The 21,136-nt window shown below is 36.7% G+C and carries 9 protein-coding genes; 1 reads left to right on the top strand and 8 read right to left on the bottom strand.

Annotation, left to right across the window (positions count from 1 at the left end; genetic code table 11):
- Positions 1-19 precede the first annotated feature (19 nt).
- The 8 genes from LDX54_RS08885 to LDX54_RS08850 form a co-directional block, all read right to left on the bottom strand.
- Entirely contained in the window at positions 20-3,316 is a 3,297-nt protein-coding gene (locus LDX54_RS08885; RefSeq protein ID WP_265667370.1) for a BspA family leucine-rich repeat surface protein, read from the bottom strand.
- A gap of 137 nt (positions 3,317-3,453) precedes the next feature.
- A complete protein-coding gene (locus LDX54_RS08880; RefSeq protein ID WP_265667371.1) occupies positions 3,454-7,206 on the bottom strand; it encodes a BspA family leucine-rich repeat surface protein in 3,753 nt (1,250 codons plus the stop codon).
- Between the two features lie 137 nt (positions 7,207-7,343).
- Positions 7,344-10,055: a MucBP domain-containing protein gene (locus LDX54_RS08875; RefSeq protein ID WP_265667372.1), complete on the bottom strand. Its 2,712-nt coding sequence runs from the start codon at positions 10,053-10,055 to the stop codon at positions 7,344-7,346.
- Positions 10,056-10,192: 137 nt separating this feature from the next.
- Positions 10,193-13,903 (bottom strand): BspA family leucine-rich repeat surface protein, encoded by a 3,711-nt coding sequence (locus LDX54_RS08870; RefSeq protein WP_265667373.1) that lies wholly within the window; start codon positions 13,901-13,903, stop codon positions 10,193-10,195.
- Positions 13,904-14,053: 150 nt separating this feature from the next.
- Positions 14,054-15,454 carry a BspA family leucine-rich repeat surface protein gene (locus tag LDX54_RS08865; RefSeq protein WP_265667374.1) on the bottom strand — a complete coding sequence of 467 codons (1,401 nt, stop codon included), beginning with the start codon at positions 15,452-15,454 and terminating at the stop codon, positions 14,054-14,056.
- Between the two features lie 141 nt (positions 15,455-15,595).
- Positions 15,596-16,732, bottom strand: coding sequence for a hypothetical protein (locus LDX54_RS08860; protein WP_265667375.1), 1,137 nt, complete (start codon positions 16,730-16,732; stop codon positions 15,596-15,598).
- Positions 16,733-16,877: 145 nt separating this feature from the next.
- Entirely contained in the window at positions 16,878-18,749 is a 1,872-nt protein-coding gene (locus LDX54_RS08855; protein WP_265667376.1) for a MucBP domain-containing protein, read from the bottom strand.
- Between the two features lie 264 nt (positions 18,750-19,013).
- The gene (locus LDX54_RS08850; RefSeq protein WP_265667378.1) at positions 19,014-19,967 is read right to left on the bottom strand and encodes a class A sortase; all 954 of its coding nucleotides are present in this window, start codon (positions 19,965-19,967) and stop codon (positions 19,014-19,016) included.
- A gap of 254 nt (positions 19,968-20,221) precedes the next feature.
- Between LDX54_RS08850 and LDX54_RS08845 the strand changes: the two genes are divergently transcribed.
- A complete protein-coding gene (locus LDX54_RS08845) occupies positions 20,222-21,091 on the top strand; it encodes a PRD domain-containing protein (RefSeq protein WP_265667379.1) in 870 nt (289 codons plus the stop codon).
- Positions 21,092-21,136: the final 45 nt, after the last annotated feature.

The following is a 21,136-nucleotide window of genomic DNA, read 5'->3' as shown; positions in this document are numbered from 1 at the left end:
TTGATTATTTAAAACTTAGCTAGTCTTTTTTGCGACCAAACCAGGCTGCACCTAAGGCGGTTGCTAAAGCTAAACTGCCCAAAGCCAGCATTGCTAAACTGTTATGCTTGTCGTTACCAGTTTGCGGCAAGGTATTGCTTGCACTATTTTGTGCATTTGAGCTCGAACCACTGTTCTTTAAACTGTTTGCCAGTTGCTGGTTATGAATTGCATTTTGATCTTTGATATTAAATCCTTTATTAATAGTCTTGTGAGGCTTAACAGTCTTGGGTTTGCGGTTCACAGGTGATGGAATGTTATTCGGTTCATTGTTAGGCAAGTTGTTGCCATTATTTTGGCCATTACTTGCGGAACTGGAATTATTATTAGAATTGCCAGTGTTACTGCCTTGACTATTGGAACCTTGGCTATTAGAAGATGAAGGATTATTGACTGAACCGTTATTTCCAGAAGAGTTTGGATTGCTTGAGCTATTTCCATTGTTGTTATTTGGAACTGAAGTATTAGGAGTGCTGTTGCCGGAGCCGTTACTGCCGGAGCCGTTGCTACCGGACCCGTTACTACCGGAGCCGTTACTACCAGAGCCATTGCTGCCGGAGCCATTGCTGCCGGAGCCATTGCTACCGGAGCCGTTACTACCAGAACCGTTACTACCGGAGCCATTGCTACCAGAACCATTACTACCGGAGCCGTTGCTACCAGAACCATTACTACCGGAGCCGTTGCTGCCAGAACCATTGCTGCCAGACCCGTTACTACCGGAGCCATTGCTGCCAGACCCGTTACTACCTGAGCCGTTGCTGCCGGAGCCGTTACTGCCAGACCCATTATAAGGTTTATAAAAGAAAGTAATAGTTTGCGGGTCTGAAGCAGAAGAGAACTTCAAATTATTTAGACTGCTTAAATCAGAAACGTCCTTACCGTTTAAAGTAGCGTGTACAGAAGAAAAATCATAATTGTCAATTTTTCTTGGCTTAATCGGGTCAGTTAAACTTTCACCGGATTTACCACACTGATAATCAGTTGGAGAAATTATTTTGGTTGGGTCTGTCTCGTCTACATATTGAATAGTAATTAAACTTGGATCAGGAAAGTTGACATAAACATCATAATCTGATTTACCATTGTAATTTTCCATTAGTTCTTGTGAAGTCCACTTATGTGCACCTTGAAGCAATTGTCCATTAACACCAACATTAATCCATTTTCCGTTGTTAGGGAGATCGTTAATTGATGGAGAGTCTCCCCAAGTAGACCCTGGCTGAACGTAGCCTTCCTTTAAATCCACATTTTTACCTAATATCAATACTTTTAAGTTTCGCATTCCTCCCAGCATATAGCCTTTCGAAATAACTTTGGTCATATCAAAGTTACTAAGATTAAGTCTAACAATATTAGATGACTGAAACATGGTTTCCATGCTAGATACTTTAGATGTATCAAAGCTGGATAAATCTACGCTAGTTATTCCGGATTGATAAAACATATCTGTCATATCACCAACATTAGAGGTGTTAAAGTTAGACAAGTCTAGTGTCTTTAAGGAAAAAGTATTTTGAAACATGGAACTCATGTCACCAACATTAGAAGTGTCAAAACTAGAAACATCTATAGCGGGTAGGCTTAGACAACCTTCAAACATAAATTGCATGGAAATTCCTCCAGGTTTTACAGTCTTTGCGGTTGTCTTAAAATGAGAAATATCTAGGCTCTTTAGGTGAGCACAGTCACGAAACATTCCATTAAAATTGGCTACACTAGAAGTATCAAAGGTAGATAAATCTAAGCTTGGTAAAACCCCACAGTTATAAAACATATGGTCCATTCTTTCTACTTTAGATGTATCAATTTTAGAAACATTAACCTTGGTTAAACTGGCGCAGCTTTGAAACATCTCTGACATATTTGTGACATTAGATGTATTTAACATTGATATGTCTAAATCTGTAAGATCAACGCAGTCTTCAAACATCTCTGACATATCAGTAACATTAGCAGTATTGAGAGGAGATACATCCAGTGTTGATAGGGAAGTACAGCTTTCAAACATTTGATGCATGGTGGTAACATTAGCAGTATTAAAATTAGATAAGTCTAAACTGGTTAAGCCCCTACAATCTTGGAACATTCTGGTCATATCAGTAACATTACTAGTATCAAGATTTGATAAGTTTATATTTTTCAGATTTTTACACCCGTCAAACATGTCCGACATGTCTGTTACCTTGGAAGTTTTAAATTTGGTAATATCCAAAGTAGCTAATCCGTTTCCTTCAAACATACCTGCCATATTAGTAACATTAGAGGTGTCAAAACTAGATAAGTCTAAAGTGGTAGAGCCTAAATCATCAAACATATGTGACATGTCAGTAACATTAGTAGTATTAAACTTAGATAAGTCTAACTTGGAAAGTCTATAACACCTTTGAAACATGTATGACATGTTAGTAACTTTATCAGTTTTAAATTTGTCAGGATCATATTTTAGATCCTTAAGTGCATAACAACCTTCAAACATACTTGACATGTTAGTAACATTAGCAGTGTCAAAGCTGGTCAAATCTAAATTCTGTAAACTATAATCAAACGAAAACATGTTCTTTAAGCTAGTAGCTTGCGAAACATCTAGGTTATTCAGTCCGTTAATGGTAGTTAAATTTTTTAAGTCAGAAAATAAATCAGTTGCGTCACCTATAAATTTTATCTTACCTTTTAAAGTAATTGTTTTTATAGAATCATCAGATACTGAGTCAATATGTCTACTTATTCCGACTAGAGCATTAGGAGTGGCAGTTACGTCAATAACTGCCGGGTTCTCATCAGTACCACCTGAAATTACCAGTTCATCAGTCTGATTGTTAAAAGTGACATCTAAATTGTTCCACTTACTTGAAATAACGTTATTAGAATCCTTTTTACTAATTTTTTTATTAGTAGAGTCAGACTGCTTGTTGCTGGCAGTACTTGGTCCCTGAGTGGTTTCACTTGCTGTGTTGTCATTAGTATTAGTTGTAGAGTTTTGCTCCTGTCCATTTGTTGTGCTGTCTGCTGTATTTACTTTAGTTTGACTGCCACTATCTTGGTTAGCAGGGTCAGCGGTTGCCGTTTCGCCTGCAGTCTCTGAATCCATCTCAGTTTGATAGTTTAGCTTGGTCTTAACCGTTCTTCTAGTCGTCTTCTTGGTAGCACGATTGCCATTCAAAGTGGCTGCTTTTACCGTCCGGGGTTTAGCATTAATTAAGCCTAAAGCAGCTGCGGCTACGCCGCTGAGTAATATTTTTTCTCCTTGTTTATTATTATTCTTAAGCATGTTCATATAATTCCTCTTCTAAACTGCATGTTAATATAAGCTTAGTATATGGCTGAGTTTAGTAAAAGTCAAACCTGGTCTATTTAACCAAAAAAGCGCTCTACATTTTGTAATATAGAACGCTTTGATTATTTAAAACTTAGCTAGTCTTTTTTGCGACCAAACCAGGCTGCACCTAAGGCGGTTGCTAAAGCTAAACTGCCCAAAGCCAGCATTGCTAAACTGTTATGCTTGTCGTTACCAGTTTGCGGCAAGGTATTGCTTGCACTATTTTGTGCATTTGAGCTCGAACCACTGTTCTTTAAACTGTTTGCCAGTTGCTGGTTATGAATTGCATTTTGATCTTTGATATTAAATCCTTTATTAATAGTCTTGTGAGGCTTAACAGTCTTGGGCTTGCGGTTCACAGGTGATGGAATGTTATTCGGTTCATTGTTAGGCAAGTTGTTGCCATTATTTTGGCCATTACTTGCGGAACTGGAATTATTATTAGAATTGCCAGTGTTACTGCCTTGACTATTGGAACCTTGGCTATTAGAAGATGAAGGATTATTGACTGAACCGTTATTTCCAGAAGAACTGTTAGTGTTATTTGGTACTGAAGTATTAGGAGTGCTGTTGCCGGACCCGTTACTGCCGGAACCGTTGCTACCGGACCCGTTACTACCGGAGCCGTTACTACCAGAGCCATTGCTACCTGTACCAGTTTTCTTAGTGTAGACCAAAGTAATATCTTGCGGGTTGGCGCTAGCACTATATGTTACATCACTCAAAGTAATGCGTGAATTGTTTTGTACAGCATGGTCAAACTGATATTCAGTACCTGAACTGTCTTTAAGGGTGTCTTTAAGTTTGAAAGTCGTAACAGGATCATCGTTAATAAGTTTATCATTCTCGTTGCCAAAGTTGACCTCAGCGGGAACACCAGGAATTTCTTTACCATCTTGGTCACGATAGTTGATAGTGATTTTACCACCAAGGTTAGTAAAACGAACATAAATATCATGGTTTGTGTCTCCGTGGTAGTTAGTTATCAAGTCAGCTGAAGTCCATTGATTTGTACCTTTAGCTGGAGAGCCTTCGCCTGCACCCATGTTTACCCAGGTGCCTGGTTGCTGGAGTGAATTATTTGGCTGATTATCCAGTGTAGTAAACATAAAGCCTGTGCCTAAAGTTAGCTTAGTTAAGCTGGAACAAGAACTGAACATGTCCGTCATTGCGGCGGCAGTATCTGCAACTTGGAAATTAGACAAGTCTGCGCTAGTTAAAGCTGTGTCGCCACTGAACATCAGACTAAAGTCAGTTACTTGTGATGTATCTAAATTACTTAAGCCTTTTATAGTAGCTAAATTCTTCAGGTTCTTAAATAGTCCGTTGGCACTGCCTATAATTGCAATATTCGCATTAAGATCAATTTCTTTAATCTCATCAACATTTACGCCCTTAATATTTTGGCTAAGGCTAATATCTCGAGTGTCAAGTGCGTAGCTCTTTTCTTTATTTCCTGAGTTGTCAATTGTATAGTTTATGCCTTTTACGCCCAGTGATAAGACACCATTATTAAAGGTGTAAGGAACACCCTCCCAAGTGTTGTCACTAGTGTTATCAGTTTTACTCTTAGAGTAGACCAAAGTAATATCTTGCGGGTCGGAGGTAAATGCTTTTACATTAGAATTTTTATTTTCTTTGAAGGTGTAACCAGCAAATTCTTTGCTGGTATCAACAGTTACTGGATCTGAAATATTGCCAAAGAGTTTCTCATCAGGAATTTGCTTACCATCTTGATCAACTAGCTGCTTGCCATCTTCATCTTGGCGATGAATGGTGACTATGCCACCAGTATATCTAACATAAGTGTCATGGTCTCTATCACCTTGGTAATTGGTCATTAACTCATCTGAAGTCCATTTATTTGTCCCTTTAGCGGGAGAGTCCTGATCAACTCCCATATTTATCCATTTCCCAGAATTTGTGAGTCCACTATTGTCTGGCGAGAATTTGGTATTTTTACCTAAAACTAACTGATTCAGACCGGTACAATTTTCAAACATTTTTTGGAAATTAGTTACTTTGGACATATCCATATTGGATAAATCTAATTTGGTTAGAGCACTTGATTTAGAAAATAGAGCACTCATATCAGTAATATTACTTGTAACAAACTTTGTTGAATCAGATTTTTCAAGTCCCGAAATTGTAGTCAGCTTTGGATCGTTGGAGAAGAGCTGACTAATACTGGTTACTGACGGGTCAGTAATGTCAAGCTTTTCAAGCCCGGTAATAGTAGTTAAATTAGGTAGACTACCAAATAAATTAAAAGCAGTCTGCTTAACTTTAACGGTTCCTACAATATTAATTTGCTTAATTTTGTTGGCTATGTTGCTTAATTTTGCTTGAATTCCGATATCCAAAGGTATACCGGGAAGGGATATGGCTGAGTTAGGAGCAAGTTCTCCTTCCTTAACGGTGAGAGTTCCAGTAGCTTCATCAAAGGTTACGGGTACTTTTCCCCACATATAATCTGTAGTGGTTGAGCCACTGCCTGGATCATTAGAACTCTTTTTGTAGACCAGTGTAATAGTTTGCGGGTCGGCACTATATGTTACATCACCCAAAGTAACCGGGGAATTATTTTGTTCAGCATGGTCAAGGGTATATACAGTACCTGAACTGTCCTTAATAGTTTCTTTAGGTTTGAAGGTTGTAATCGGATCATCGTTAATGAGTTTATCACCCTTGTTGCCACAGTTGGTATCATTAGAGACACCGGAAATTTCATTTCCATCCTGATCGCGATACTTAATAGTAATATCCCCACCAAGATTGGCAAAACAAACATAGGTATCATATTGCATAGGAGAAAACATACTATTTATAAAGTCATCTGAATCAGAAAACCTGTTTGTTCCTCTTTTGGCTGGTCCATCAATACCCATGTTAACCCAGCTTCCTTCAGTTTCGAGGCTAGTATAAGTTAAATGAGAACAGTCTGGTCCTATAGTTATTTGTCGTAAATTTTTGTCTCCTTCAAACCAATATGACAATGAGTTATCACCACCAGGAGTGGTAAAATACCTAATGTTTAGTTTTTCCAAACTAGTGCAATTAGCAAACATTGACAGCATTGAATATTGGTCATGATCAATACTTTTATTACTAAATGTAGAGAGATCTAAGCTTTTTAGCGATGAGCAATTGTAAAACATAGATGACATATTTGTTATTTTGGTAGTGTCAAAGTTTTCTAATCCGTTAATGGTTGTAAGATTTGTTAAATCAGAGAAAAGACGATTGGCATTACCTACGAAATGGATTTTTCCAACAAAATCAATTTCTTTAACACTGCTTGGGTTTAGATCAATATTTTTAATATTACCTTTTTGACTGAAGCCGCCATATTCTCCATCATTTTTAGTAATCGTATATTCATTATTTGCTAAACCTACTTTTAAAGTGCCATTTGTAAATTCAATAGGAACATCATCCCAAGTAGGTGTAGTTGAGTTTTCATCGCGAGTAGCTTTAGCAGGATCAAATCGTTCTGTAGTAGTCTTATTATCAGAAGCTGAAACAGAATCGTGGTCATTATTACTGGTTAAAGCAGCAGAACTTTGGTCTTGGCCAGTTGTTGTGCTTACTTTAGTTTGACTGCCACTATCTTGGTTAGCAGGGTCAGCGGTTGCCGTTTCGCCTGCAGTCTCTGAATCCATCTCAGTTTGATAGTTTAACTTGGTCTTGACTGTTCTTCTAGTCATCTTCTTGGTAGCACGATTGCCATTCAAAGTGGCCGCCTTTACCGCCCGGGGCTTGGCATTAATTAAGCCTAAAGCAGCTGCGGCTACGCCACTGAGTAATATTTTTTCTCCTTGTTTATTAGTGTTCTTATGCATATTCATATAATTCCTCTTCTAAACTGCATGTTAATATAAGCTTAGTATATGGCTGGCTTTAGTAAAAGTCAAACCTGGTCTATTTAACCAAAAAAGCGCTCTATATTTTGTAATATAGAACGCTTTGATTATTTAAAACTTAGCTAGTCTTTTTTGCGACCAAACCAGGCTGCACCTAAGGCGGTTGCTACTGCAAGTCCACCCAAAGCCAGCATTGCCAAACTGTTATGCTTGTCGTTACCAGTTTGCGGTAAGGTATTGCTTGCACTATTTTGTGCATTTGGAGTAAGACTGTTGTGTTTCAAACTATTATTTGACTGTTTGTGTTGAACTTCATTTTTAATTTTTGCTTTAGGATGTTTATTAATAGTTTTATGATGCTTACCAGTCTTTGGCTTACGGTTCACAGGTGTTGGCGTATTGTTTTGATCGTTATTGCCTGGATTATTAATTGGTGGGACGTTTGGAACATTAGGAACGTTTGGAACATTAGGAACGTTTGGAACGTTAGGAACAGTATTAGTATTATTTTTACTGTAAACATAAGTTACATCTTGAGGATAAGAACTAAAGACGCCCGTAGCATTATTTGGTCTGATTTTCAAAGTATAGCCGGGAATAACTTTAGCTTCAGAAACATAACTATCTCCAACATAGCCAGTTAATATAACGTCAGGTGCAATGTTATTGCCATTCTCATCGCGATAATGAACCGTGACATTAGCAGCTGGGACCTTATTCCCAGGATTGTCTGAATTTTTAGTATAAACAAACAAAATAGTTTGAGGATTTTCATTAAGAGTAAATGCTGCTTGCTCAGTTGAGTCTTGCTTAACATCATTAATAAAAATTGACTTAATGGTATACCCTGTAATTTTCTTAGGCTTTACAATTTTTGGTTCGTCAATTTTACCATTAATTTCTTCATCTTCAGCTATTAACTTACCACTTTCATCTCGGTACTTGATAGTAGCGGGCTTAGCCTCGCTAGTATAGTTAAGTGTAATAATTTGAGGAACATTGGTATATTTTCCTGAAGTGATGCCAGTGTTACCATTTCTATCAGTTGCATTGACAAAAGCATACCCCTTGAAATAAGGTGCACCAATTGTCCAAGGAGTACTAATTCTTCCCTGTAGTTGCTTGGCTGGAATTTGCTGACCGTTTTGATCAACAAGCGGCTTGCCTTGTTCATCTCGGTATTGCACTGTTACGTTACCATTTATAGTAGTGTATAGGGCATTAATGATTTGTTCCTTGCTGGTAAATTTTCCTCCTTCAGGGAAATTTTCAATTTCTTTAAATGAATAACCACTATTAGGGAAATTAGATCGATCTATTTGTTTTTCATCTATAAGGTCACCCTCATTGCCAAATAAGAATTGGTCAGGAATTTGTTTGTTATTTTCGTCAACTAAAGGCTGACCATTTTCATCAAGACGATGAATTCTGACAATTCCACCTGTATATTTCGTATAAGTATCATAATCCCTTGAGCCTTCATAGTTTTCCATTAACTCAGTAGGAGACCAAATATTGGTATTTTTGGCTAAGGCTGGATTGCCTAGACCTTGGTTAACCCAAGTAGTAGGAGTGTCAAATCCAACATTATTGCCGTTTTTTGTAAGTATACACTTTGGCCCTAAAATTAATTTGGTTAGTCCAGCTAAACCTTCAAGCATGTTAGACAAGCCGTAAATTTTATCATCTTTTGATGAATCTGCCGCTTTAGACATATCAAATGAACTAATGTCTAGAGTCGATAACTTTTTACAGCCTTGAAACATACTTACAAAAGCAAGTACCTTTTCGGTGTTGAAATGGGACACGTCAATGTTAGTTAACTTTTCACAGCCATTAAACATGCCATTCATATTTATAACTTTTGAAGTATCAATGTTTGAAGGAAAAGTGATGCTTTTAAGACTCTTACAGTTATCAAACATTGCGTTCATAAGCTGAACCTGACTAAAATCAAAAGTTGATGGTAAAGATACATTTTCTAAAGCATAGCAGTCCTCGAACATACCAGCTACATTAGTTACCCGTTGAGTTTTCAACTTATCGAGGCCATCAATGGAGGTTAGTTGTTCATCATCTTGGAATAGGCTAGACATATCATCAGCACCTGAAAAGTTGATGTTGTTTAGCCCTGTAATACTAGTTAAATATTTAAGGTTAGCAAACATGCCGTGAGCATTACCATCGACTTTAAATTGTCCATTGACCACAATACGCTGGATAACATTAAAACCTAGTGGATCAAAATGATAGGGATCATTATTATCAAGTGTTGCATGTTGAATGCTTATTGGTGAAGGATCGGAGTAATTACCATTAAAGGTATTTGAATCTCCTGGCACAAGAGTAAGGGTGCCGTCAGTATCCCAGGTAAATTTTACTGAAGCCCATGTACCGGTATGGATAGTTCTAGTAGCTGCTGCAGGATCGAATTGGTCGGTCTTTTGTTCTTTTTTGTCAGCTTGACTGTTGCTGGCAGTACTTGGTCCCTGAGTGGTTTCACTTGCTGTGTTGTCATTAGTATTAGTTGTAGAGTTTTGCTCCTGTCCATTTGTTGTGCTGTCTGCTGTATTTACTTTAGTTTGACTGCCACTATCTTGGTTAGCAGGGTCAGCGGTTGCCGTTTCGCCTGCAGTCTCTGAATCCATCTCAGTTTGATAGTTTAGCTTGGTCTTAACCGTTCTTCTAGTCGTCTTCTTGGTAGCACGATTGCCATTCAAAGTGGCTGCTTTTACCGTCCGGGGTTTAGCATTAATTAAGCCTAAAGCAGCTGCGGCTACGCCGCTGAGTAATATTTTTTCTCCTTGTTTATTATTATTCTTAAGCATGTTCATATAATTCCTCTTCTAAACTGCATGTTAATATAAGCTTAGTATATGGCTGAGTTTAGTAAAAGTCAAACCTGGTCTATTTAACCAAAAAAGCGCTCTACATTTTGTAATATAGAACGCTTTGATTATTTAAAACTTAGCTAGTCTTTTTTGCGACCAAACCAGGCTGCACCTAAGGCGGTTGCTAAAGCTAAACTGCCCAAAGCCAGCATTGCTAAACTGTTATGCTTGTCGTTACCAGTTTGCGGCAAGGTATTGCTTGCACTATTTTGTGCATTTGAGCTCGAACCACTGTTCTTTAAACTGTTTGCCAGTTGCTGGTTATGAATTGCATTTTGATCTTTGATATTAAATCCTTTATTAATAGTCTTGTGAGGCTTAACAGTCTTGGGCTTGCGGTTCACAGGTGATGGAATGTTATTCGGTTCATTGTTAGGCAAGTTGTTGCCATTATTTTGGCCATTACTTGCGGAACTGGAATTATTATTAGAATTGCCAGTGTTACTGCCTTGACTATTGGAACCTTGGCTATTAGAAGATGAAGGATTATTGACTGAACCGTTATTTCCAGAAGAACTGTTAGTGTTATTTGGTACTGAAGTATTAGGAGTGCTGTTGCCGGACCCGTTACTGCCGGAACCGTTGCTACCGGACCCGTTACTACCGGAGCCGTTACTACCAGAGCCATTGCTGCCGGAGCCATTGCTGCCGGAGCCATTGCTACCTGTACCAGTTTTCTTAGTGTAGACCAAAGTAATATCTTGCGGGTTGGCGCTAGCACTATATGTTACATCACTCAAAGTAATGCGTGAATTGTTTTGTACAGCATGGTCAAACTGATATTCAGTACCTGAACTGTCTTTAAGGGTGTCTTTAAGTTTGAAAGTCGTAACAGGATCATCGTTAATAAGTTTATCATTCTCGTTGCCAAAGTTGACCTCAGCGGGAACACCAGGAATTTCTTTACCATCTTGGTCACGATAGTTGATAGTGATTTTACCACCAAGGTTAGTAAAACGAACATAAATATCATGGTTTGTGTCTCCGTGGTAGTTAGTTATCAAGTCAGCTGAAGTCCATTGATTTGTTCCTTTAGCTGGGGAACCTTCGCCTGCACCCATATTTATCCAAGTACCTGATAAATCGTTTAATCCAGTGGAGCCAATAAACATAAAGCCTGTGCCTAAAGTTAGCTTAGTTAAGCTGGAACAAGAACTGAACATGTCCGTCATTGCGGCGGCAGTATCTGCAACTTGGAAATTAGACAAGTCTGCGCTAGTTAAAGCTGTGTCGCCACTGAACATCAGACTAAAGTCAGTTACTTGTGATGTATCTAAATTACTTAAGCCTTTTATAGTAGCTAAATTCTTCAGGTTCTTAAATAGTCCATTGGCGCTACCTATAATTTTAATATTCGCATTAAGATCAATTTCTTTAATCTCATCAACATTTACGCCCTTAATATTTTGGCTAAGGCTAATATCTCGAGTGTCAAGTGCGTAGCTCTTTTCTTTGTTTCCTGAGTTGTCAATTTTATAATTTTTACCTTTTGCGCCCAGCGATAGAACACCATTATTAAAGGTGTAAGGAACACCCTCCCAAGTGTTGTCACTAGTGTTATCAGTTTTACTCTTAGAGTAGACCAAAGTAATATCTTGCGGGTCGGAGGTAAATGCTTTTACATTAGAATTTTTATTTTCTTTGAAGGTGTAACCAGCAAATTCTTTGCTGGTATCAACAGTTACTGGATCTGAAATATTGCCAAAGAGTTTCTCATCAGGAATTTGCTTACCATCTTGATCAACTAGCTGCTTGCCATCTTCATCTTGGCGATGAATGGTGACTATGCCACCAGTATATCTAACATAAGTGTCATGGTCTCTATCACCTTGGTAATTGGTCATTAAATCAGCCGAAGACCACTGATTAGTACCTTTGGTCAGAGAACCATTGTCTTCACCCATATTTATCCAGGTACCTGGTTGTTGAAGTGAATTGTTGGGTCTATCATTGCTTGTAGTGAATTTAAACCCTTTACCTAAAATTAATTTGGACAAACTTGAGGTAAGCTGTTTGCTCAATGCAAACATTCCCATCGTTGTAGCATTATCTGAAACGGTAAAACTAGATAGATCTACGCTAGTTAGGTTAGGATCGCTAGCAAACATTGTATTAAAGCTGGTTACATTAGTAGTATCAAAACTAGATAGATCTAAAGAAGTCATTTTTGTACAACTCATAAACATTTGTTTCATATTCGTTACTTTAGAAGTATCTAATTTATTTAAACCATTTATTGTGGTGAGATTCAACAGACGGTAGAAAAGTATTTCAGCTGATCCAATGATGGCAATGGGAGCATTAATATCAATTTCTGTAATATCGGTTCCAGCAACATTACTGATATTATTAAAAATACTAATATCTTTATTATCTGAATTATTTATCGTATAGGTTTTACCTTTTTCACCTAGCGATAAGACGCCATTATTAAAGGTGTAAGGAACGCCTTCCCAAGTGTTATCAGTTTTACTCTTAGAGTAGACCAAAGTAATATCTTGCGGGTCGGAGGTAAATGCTTTTACATCGGAATTTTGATTTTCTTTGAAGGTGTAACCGGCAATTTCCTTGCTGGTATCAACAGTTACTGGATCTGAAATATTGCCAAAGAGTTTCTCATCAGGAATTTGCTTACCTTCTTGATCAACTAACTGATTGCTATCTTCATCTTGGCGATGGACAGTTACGGTGCCACCAGTATATCTAATGTAAGTATCATGGTCTCTGTCTCCTTGGTAATTGGTCATTAAATCAGCCGAAGACCACTGATTAGTACCTTTAGTCAAGGAACTGTTTCCTTCACCCATGTTTACCCAGGTACCTGGCTGTTGAAGCGAATCGTTTGGTAGATCATTCGTTGTAGTGAATTTAATTCCTTTACCTAAAACTAATTTAGTTAAATTTGTACATGAATCAAACAAACTATAATCTACAGCATCATCAGTAATTGTAAAACTAGATAAGTTTACGCTAGATAGGTCAGTATCTGCATAAAACATAGAAGAAAAGAATGTAACTTTGCTAGTATCAAAACTTGAGAGATCTAATGAAACTAACTTCGGACAATCAGCAAACATGTAGCTCATGTCAGTGACATCTGAAGTAATGAAGTTATTTAAGCCGTTAATTTGAGTTAAATTAGGAAGAGTATCAAATAATGAATCAGCTGGCCCATTAATTGTGATTTTTCCCAAAATATCTATTTCAGTAATATTATCAGTATTTATATTATTTATATTATTATTAATGCCAATTTCTTTTTCAGCGGTATTGTCAATTGAGTAGTCTTTGTCTTTTTCACCGAGTGATAAGACGCCATTATTAAAGGAGACTGGGATATCATTCCAAGTACTTGAAACAGAAGTATTACTTTCACGAGATGCCTTAGCAGCTACAAATTTTATTGGGTCTGTTTCTTGCTCGTCAGTTTTTTCATTGACTGCAGCTTCGTCTTGGTTAGTTTCAGTTAATATGCTGTTATTGTTATTGACAACACTAGCTTGGTGTTGCCCAGTTTCTAGATTGCTGTTTACTGCGCCAACATTATTAGATTGATTACCACTATTTTCATCATTAGTAACGGCTTCTGCACTAGTTTTAGTCATATCACTTTGATAGTTTAACTTAGTCTTGACCGCTCTTCTAGCAGTCTTCTTAGTAGTACGAGTGCCATTCTGACTAGCCGCCTTCACCGTTTGGGGTTTGGCATTAATTAATCCTAAAGCAGCAGCTGCCACACCACTGAGTAATATTTTTTCTCTTTGTTTGTTAATAGTATTATGTGTATTCATATAATTCCTCTTCTAAACCACATATTAATATAAGTTTAGTATATGGCTGGAATAAATCAATGTCAAATTACTTTTAAAAAAGCAAAACACCTGTTAGCGTTTAACTAACAAGTGCTTTGAATTTTATATAATGTCTAAGCAAATTCTAATTCACTTTACAATAGCATATGTATCATAATTTTTAACGCCATTGTAGTTATTCATTAATTCTTGGGAAGTCCAATTAAATGTTCCCTTTGGATAACGAGATTTTTGAGATCTACTCCCCATATTCATCCAGGTTCCTGGTGTGTCAAGACCAGTATTAGCCATAACAACATTCTTTCCAAGGACAAGAGTTTGCAGATTGCTTAAACCTCTCAACATATATGTTTTATTAGTGGCTTTAGTCATATCAAAACTACTAATATCAAGATTTTGCAAACTCTTGCATCCATCAAACATTTGATAAATGCTGTTAACGTTTGACGTGTCAAAGTTAGATAGGTTTAGTGTTGGTAATGCTTCACAATGGAAGAACATACCTTCCATTCTGTTAACTTTAGCTGTATTAAACTTTTCTAGACCTTTAATAGAAGTTAAGTTGTAACAATTACTAAACATTCCTAGCATGTTAGTTACATTTGCTGTATTAAAGTTTGCTAAATTAAGTTCTTTTGCGGCAAAGCAATTATAAAACATATTAGACATGTCAGTTACATTTGCTGTATTAAAACCGCTTAAATCAATATCTGTCAAACTTTCACAAGCATTAAACATACTTGCCATGTTTGTAACAGTATCGGTCTTGAAATTAGATAAGTTTAATTCCTTCAGATTTATACAGTAATTAAACATGTTAGACATATCCGTAACTTTATATGTTTCACCAGGCACGAACAGTTTTGATAAGTCTAATTTTTCTAAGGATGGACAATTATAAAACATGCCACTCATATCAGTTACATCTTTGAGGTCTAAGTTTTCGATTCCATTAACTGATCTTAATTTCACAAAGTTATTAAATAAGAAAGAAGCTGAACCTTCGACAGAAAGCTTTCCAGTAAAGTTCACAGTTTCAACGGTTCTGTTGTTAAAAACATATGAAGAGTCGTCCCAATCAATATAATCGAAGGATAGGGCATTAGAAAATCCAGGAAGGGGAATTGGCTTATTTTTTATATGACCTCCACCAAGATTCAGTGTATGAGTTACTGTATCATAGCTAATTCGAATAGATCTCCAAGTTCCATTTTCAACGGTGTCACTTCTAGTGGCTTTAGTTGAAGTAAACTGCTTTGCAGTCTTATCATTGTCTGAGACAGGATTGGCACTATCTTTTGAATTACTATTTGCTTTGTTCTCATTGCCATCTTTACTTACATTTGATTGGTTAACAACATCTGAGTTGTTTTTGCTATTTGCAGTTGCATTGGCGTCAACTTTATTAGTTGTAGCTTGATTACTATTTATTTCATCAGCTTTAACAGCATTAGGTGAGACGGCAAGTAATGCTAAAGCGGCAGTTGCTAAACTACTAATTAGCAATATCTTATTACGATGAAAAGCCATAATTTCTCCTTTAATTAATTTGTATAAGCTAGTCTTATAAATAAGCTTATATTTTAAGTTTCAACCAGAAAGCATTCTCTAACTGAAAAATATTAGAAAATGCTCTTGAATTATTCTTTTTAGTCTTACTGAGTAATTAAATTAGTTGTTAGTAATTTCAAAAGGAATAATGATCCAGCCACCTGATTCATAACCAGCTTGTCCAAAGAAGGCACCTTTGTAGTTAACTGTCATATATCCTCTGTAGCCAACTGGTAAACCACTAAAGTCCCAAGTAACGGTTTTACCATCAGATGAAACTACACCAGCATCTTTCTTCCAATTGCTGAGGTAGTTCCTAACGTAATGATCATGTTGAATGTCATCTTTATTAGCTACGCGAATCGTCATATTGCTGCCATCTTTATCGTAGCAGTTATATGAAAGTGAAACTTTACCATATGACTGTGGAATAGAAAGTGTTTGATACTGTACTGCTTGATAATATGCAGGAGTATATGAGTTTATGGCAGTGTCTGACTTTAGAGGTGAAAAGTCGGTAATTGCATTATATGAAATAGAAAGATTAGTTAAATTAGGCTTATTTGCCAATGCTGAAATATCATAGATGCTACATTGCTGTAAGTTAACACTTTCCAATTTGTCTAAATCTTTCAAAGCGCTAATATCAGACAAATTACTGTGAATCAAAGCGACACCAAAGTCATTAATATTAGTGTTTATATCAGGTTCCAATTCCAATCTTTCAAGATTGTGAGCATACTCCAATCCCTTTAAAGATTGAATGTTTAACCCAGCTATATAGTAATTCATATCATTTTCTTCATGCTCACCAAAAAGATAAAGTTCTTTTAATTTACCTAGATCAGCTTTAGTAATTCTCTTTACACCAGCTTCGCTGTCATCAGAATAAAGATTGTAGGCAACTATTTTTTGCAAATTCTTATCAGGCATCCAGCTATCAATAGGTTCATCATCGTCATCTTGAGCTTTGACTGACTTAGTAGCAATACTGTTGGAAGTAGTATTACTCTTGTCTAAGAAGCTCTTGTTAATATGCACAACGGTCTTATCAGTAGCTATTGCGTTTTTATCAGGAGCCTTGCTTGCTGTCAAATTGGCTTTATTGTTCAAGCTTTGTGCAGCTAAAGTACTAGCTGATACACTGTCAGCTTTAACTGCATGGGGGCCGCCAACAACTAGTGCTAATGCAGCAGCAGTAATTCCACTAAATAACAATTTTTTACTTTGTTTACTTAGTTTTATGTGTTTATTCATAATTTATACCTCTTAAATTTTAAATAATAACAGTTTGCACTATTATTGTATATCTATAATATAATGTTTGCAATATAAAACGACTATATCTTATCTAAAATGTATATAAAAAGCACCCAGTAAATATACTTATTAGGTGCTTTTTTTATTTTGTTCTTTTTCTTTTATAGAGCATCAGTACTAGACCTAACACATTGAATAATACTATCAAAATTAGTGTTGTTAGTACTAAATGCGAGAGCTTATTAATTTTAGAGCTGGGTTGCTGCACATTTGTCTGTTTGTCATTTGGTGGGCTTGTTTTGCCACTAAGTCGCTGATGTTCACTGTGCTTATAGTTAGCGATACTATCTGCTTTAACTAGGCTTTTGCTTTCCACTTTGCTTTTAGTATAAACATAGATTAGTTTTTGCGCCTGTTGTTTAAGAGTAATTACGGTTGTATCTAAATTATTTGTAATATGTGAACCGTTAAAATCTTTAAATTTAATAGTGTAACCTGGTAGTTTTAATGCTGGAACAGATTGTTGATCATTAATAAAGCCACTTATAATTTTATTCGGAGCTATCTTATTGCCGTCTGTGTCTTCAAAGCAAACAATCACATTAGATACTTTTTCTTTGCTTTTTTTATCATAATAGAAAGTAATATCTTGCGGCTGACTATTGAGCAGAATAGCTATGCTTCCCAAATGATAAGAGTTGCCATTGTGGTCAATTTCATAATAAATAGGAGTATAGCCAGGAACATCTTTAGGCTCAATTACTTTTTGCTTATTAAAATCACCACTAGTTATGCTTTCAGGCGCAATTGTTTTGCCATTTTCATCTTGATAATGAATGGTAATGTTTTTGGGTTTATCGCGACTATAAAGCAAGGTAATATCTTGTACTTGGGCGCTAATAGTGGTCGTGACAAAGTCCTGGCTGATTGGAGTCTTAGTGCCATCAACTAATTTTGCAGCAATTGAATAGCCGGTAAAGCTCGGAATAGAGATATTGCTGCTGGTATTAATATCGCCATACAGTTTCTGTTCACAGGCAATTGTGTTGCCGTCATCGTCTTTAAAATGAAAAGTAATCGGTTGTCCTGTAACTATTCTAAAAGGAATAATATACCAACCAGTAATTAGCGGCTCTTGCACACGATTCATACTATGGAACTTTACGGTCATTGCTGCTCCGTCACCGGGCTTCAATCCCAGAAGGTTCCAAGTTACAGTCTGTTCATCAGTAATTTGACCGACATGGTTACTCCAATTGCTGCAAAATTGTTTAATGAAGCAGCTGGAATTAAGATGCTTACCTGTTTCAATTTTAAGTGGCATATTTGAGCCATTAAAATCAAATAGTTTGTAAGGGTCAGGTGTGTAAAAAGTACTTTCTGCAGGGATGTGAATAGATTTAACGCGAATTATTTGCTTTTTTAAGTTTACAATGCCATTTTCCAGCAACCGTTTATTTGTCTTTAATGGTGAAAAATCTGCAATTGCATTGTATGAAAGGTTAAGTTGAATTAGTTGCGGTTTATTTGCTAAAGCAGCAATATCATGCACGCTGCACATCTCTAGGTTAACAGAGGTCAATTTATTCAAATGATGCAAAGCCGAAATATCCGATAAAGTTGAATTAACAATAGTATGGTGTAGCCATTTGTGATTAAATTCGCGACTAGGGGCAAGGTCTATTTTAGCTAAATTAGTTGCGTATTCTAAGCCCTCTAGTGATGTAAGCTTTAAGCGTAACCTATATTCGGCCGCAGAAACATCACATTGCCGTTTGCCATGAACAACATGTCTTTCACTAGGTGCTATTAAGCTAAGTTCAGTTAAGTTAGCTAAGCTTTCCTTGGTAATCTGGCTAATATTTTGATTCAAATTCGCTGCCACAATTTTTTGCAAGACCTTGTCAGGCATCCAACTGGCAATTGAATTGGAATTTTCGACAGAATTTATCGCATCAATATCAAAATCAGAGGTAGCGATCGTTGATTCGAGTTCACTAGTTCTAGTCGACATTTAGTCATCATCTTCTTTACTAATAAAAATAACGGTAAATTCATTTTTAACGTTAAGCGCATTTGCTTTAAAAATAGCAATGGGTATATTAATCTTTTAAAAAATCGCTTGCTAAAAACTATATATTAATATTATACGCGCAAATAGCCGCAAACAAATATTACCCTCATAATACTATCTAAGTCTTAGTATAGCATGTATTATTGCAGATGACTATTTCAAAATAGTTATTTATGATACCGTTATATAGTGGTTTTAAAGAAGTTATTGCAAAATCCAAATGCGCACAAGTCGCCAGCCAATGGCTAAAACAAAAATAACATTAAAAACAATGATTACCGTCTTGATGAAGGTCATATTTTGGTAAAACTTTGGCCGGGCTGCAGGCCGAACCTGCTCGGACTTTCTAATCTTTTTCTGGTCTTTTTTGATTGATAAAGATGCATGGCGTCTTTTTTTACTTTGCTTTGGCTTAGCGGTTAATTCTGTAGCAAGTAAGTTGTGTTTCGTCGCTTTATTGTTAGCGATTAAGTCGCCTTGCACAACCGTCCGGTGCTGGCCGTAGCCATACTTAGAGGTATTAAAGTCAGAACAGGTAATCAGCGTGATCATGCTTTTATCCTGCACGTTGTTTTCGACTTCAACCTGAGTGGGTTTAATAGCAAAAGAAATTGTTTTGATTTTATACGTATATATATGATGCAAGTCGGTTATGTAAATGAGGTCGCCCGGGCGTGATAAGTGCAAATTATCTAAAACGGCGGGACCATAAGACCCCATGTAGTGTCCTGCGAGTACGTAATTATTAGCACCACCCATGACACGGTCGGGCAGGCAAGTTACCACACCATATTCTAGATTTTGATTCTGGTCTCCGTAGCCGGCAAAAAGGGGATTATGAATATTGACACTGGGAATAGCAATTCGGCCAATGGCATAAGCCCTGGCTTGCTTAGCTCTGAGAACTTCGGCTGCACTAACTGACTTAGTTTTGCTGGCATCGTAATTTGTTGTGCGTTTTTTATTTCTATCTGCTTTCTTTTGTGTTAAAGTTGTATTTGCTTTTTGCGCATTTTGTTGAACGACATAGGAGTTACCGAACCCGGAACCGAAAAAGATCAGGGTTACTCCCAGGTAAAAAAGAGCTCCTAGTAGTAATACACGAATAGTAGACCACATTTGATATTTTAAAGAATGTTTTTGCTGTTTATTTGCCATTGAACTATTTCTCTTTAAACTTCTGTATTAGGTTTCAGCTATTATTTAAGTATAAATTTGCGTAAAGCACAATTATTTGTTTTGTAGGAAACACTTAAAAATAATAATCAAATAAGTATTGAAATCGCTTATGCACTACTTTATAATATCAGCTGTAAGTAGACGTGTTACTGATTTGATCAGGCATTAACCTATGAACAATACTTATTTTGGTACTGTTTGTAGGTTTTTTTATTGGAAAGGAAGTAAGTTGAATGAAATTTGTAAAGAATTTTAACAACAATGCTGCCTTGGTGTCTGATGAATCTGAAGTAGACTGGGTGGTGATTGGTAACGGGATTGGTTTCGGCAAAAAAGCTGGCGATCCCATTGATGAGGACAAGATTTCGCGCCGTTTTATAGCTGTTGGGGAAAACCTTAAAATGGTTGACAGCGTGCGGGATATTGATCAGAGGACTTTAGCATTAACTACTGCTGTGATTAATTTGGCCAGCAAACAATTGCAGATAACTTTTTCGGATTATCAGTTTATGGTATTAGCAGATCATATCGACTTTATGTTAACCCGTGCTATTGAAAATATTGAATTGGGTCAGGATACGCTTGGCTGGGAAATGCGAAAACTATTTCCTAAAGAATACTGCACGGCTCAGGAAGCGTTAGAATTGATGCAGGAAAAAACCAAGCTTGATTTTCCTACAAGCGAAGCAGCATATCTGACATACCATTTTATTAACGCTGGCTCTGGTCAGACCAAACTGCAGGATACTATCAAAATTACTAAGCTTATTCGCGGAGTAGTTGATATTATCCAGTATCAATATGGGATGCAACTTGACACTGAATCATTTAATTTTAACAGGTTCATGACGCATTTACGTGCCTTCATGGTAAGGCATATGTGTGGCGAATGTGAGAAGGATTCGGGTAAAGAACTTGATAATTCTTTAATTGAACTGATGAAAGTCAAGTATCAAAAGGCGTATGACACTGTCCAAAAAATCGGCACGTACTTATATAAACAAACAGGCTGGAAAATGCAGCCTGATGACCAGGTATATTTAGCTCTTCATGTCTGGCGGGTAACGCATAGACAAAATGATGCACAATTACGAAAGAGTTAATTCTACGATATTTTAATAATTAATTAGTTTAAACGGTGTGTTACT

This window comes from Lactobacillus sp. IBH004 (genome assembly GCF_026185255.2).
GTDB classification, from domain to species: domain Bacteria; phylum Bacillota; class Bacilli; order Lactobacillales; family Lactobacillaceae; genus Lactobacillus; species Lactobacillus melliventris.
This window is presented reverse-complemented; position numbering and strand designations above follow the sequence as displayed.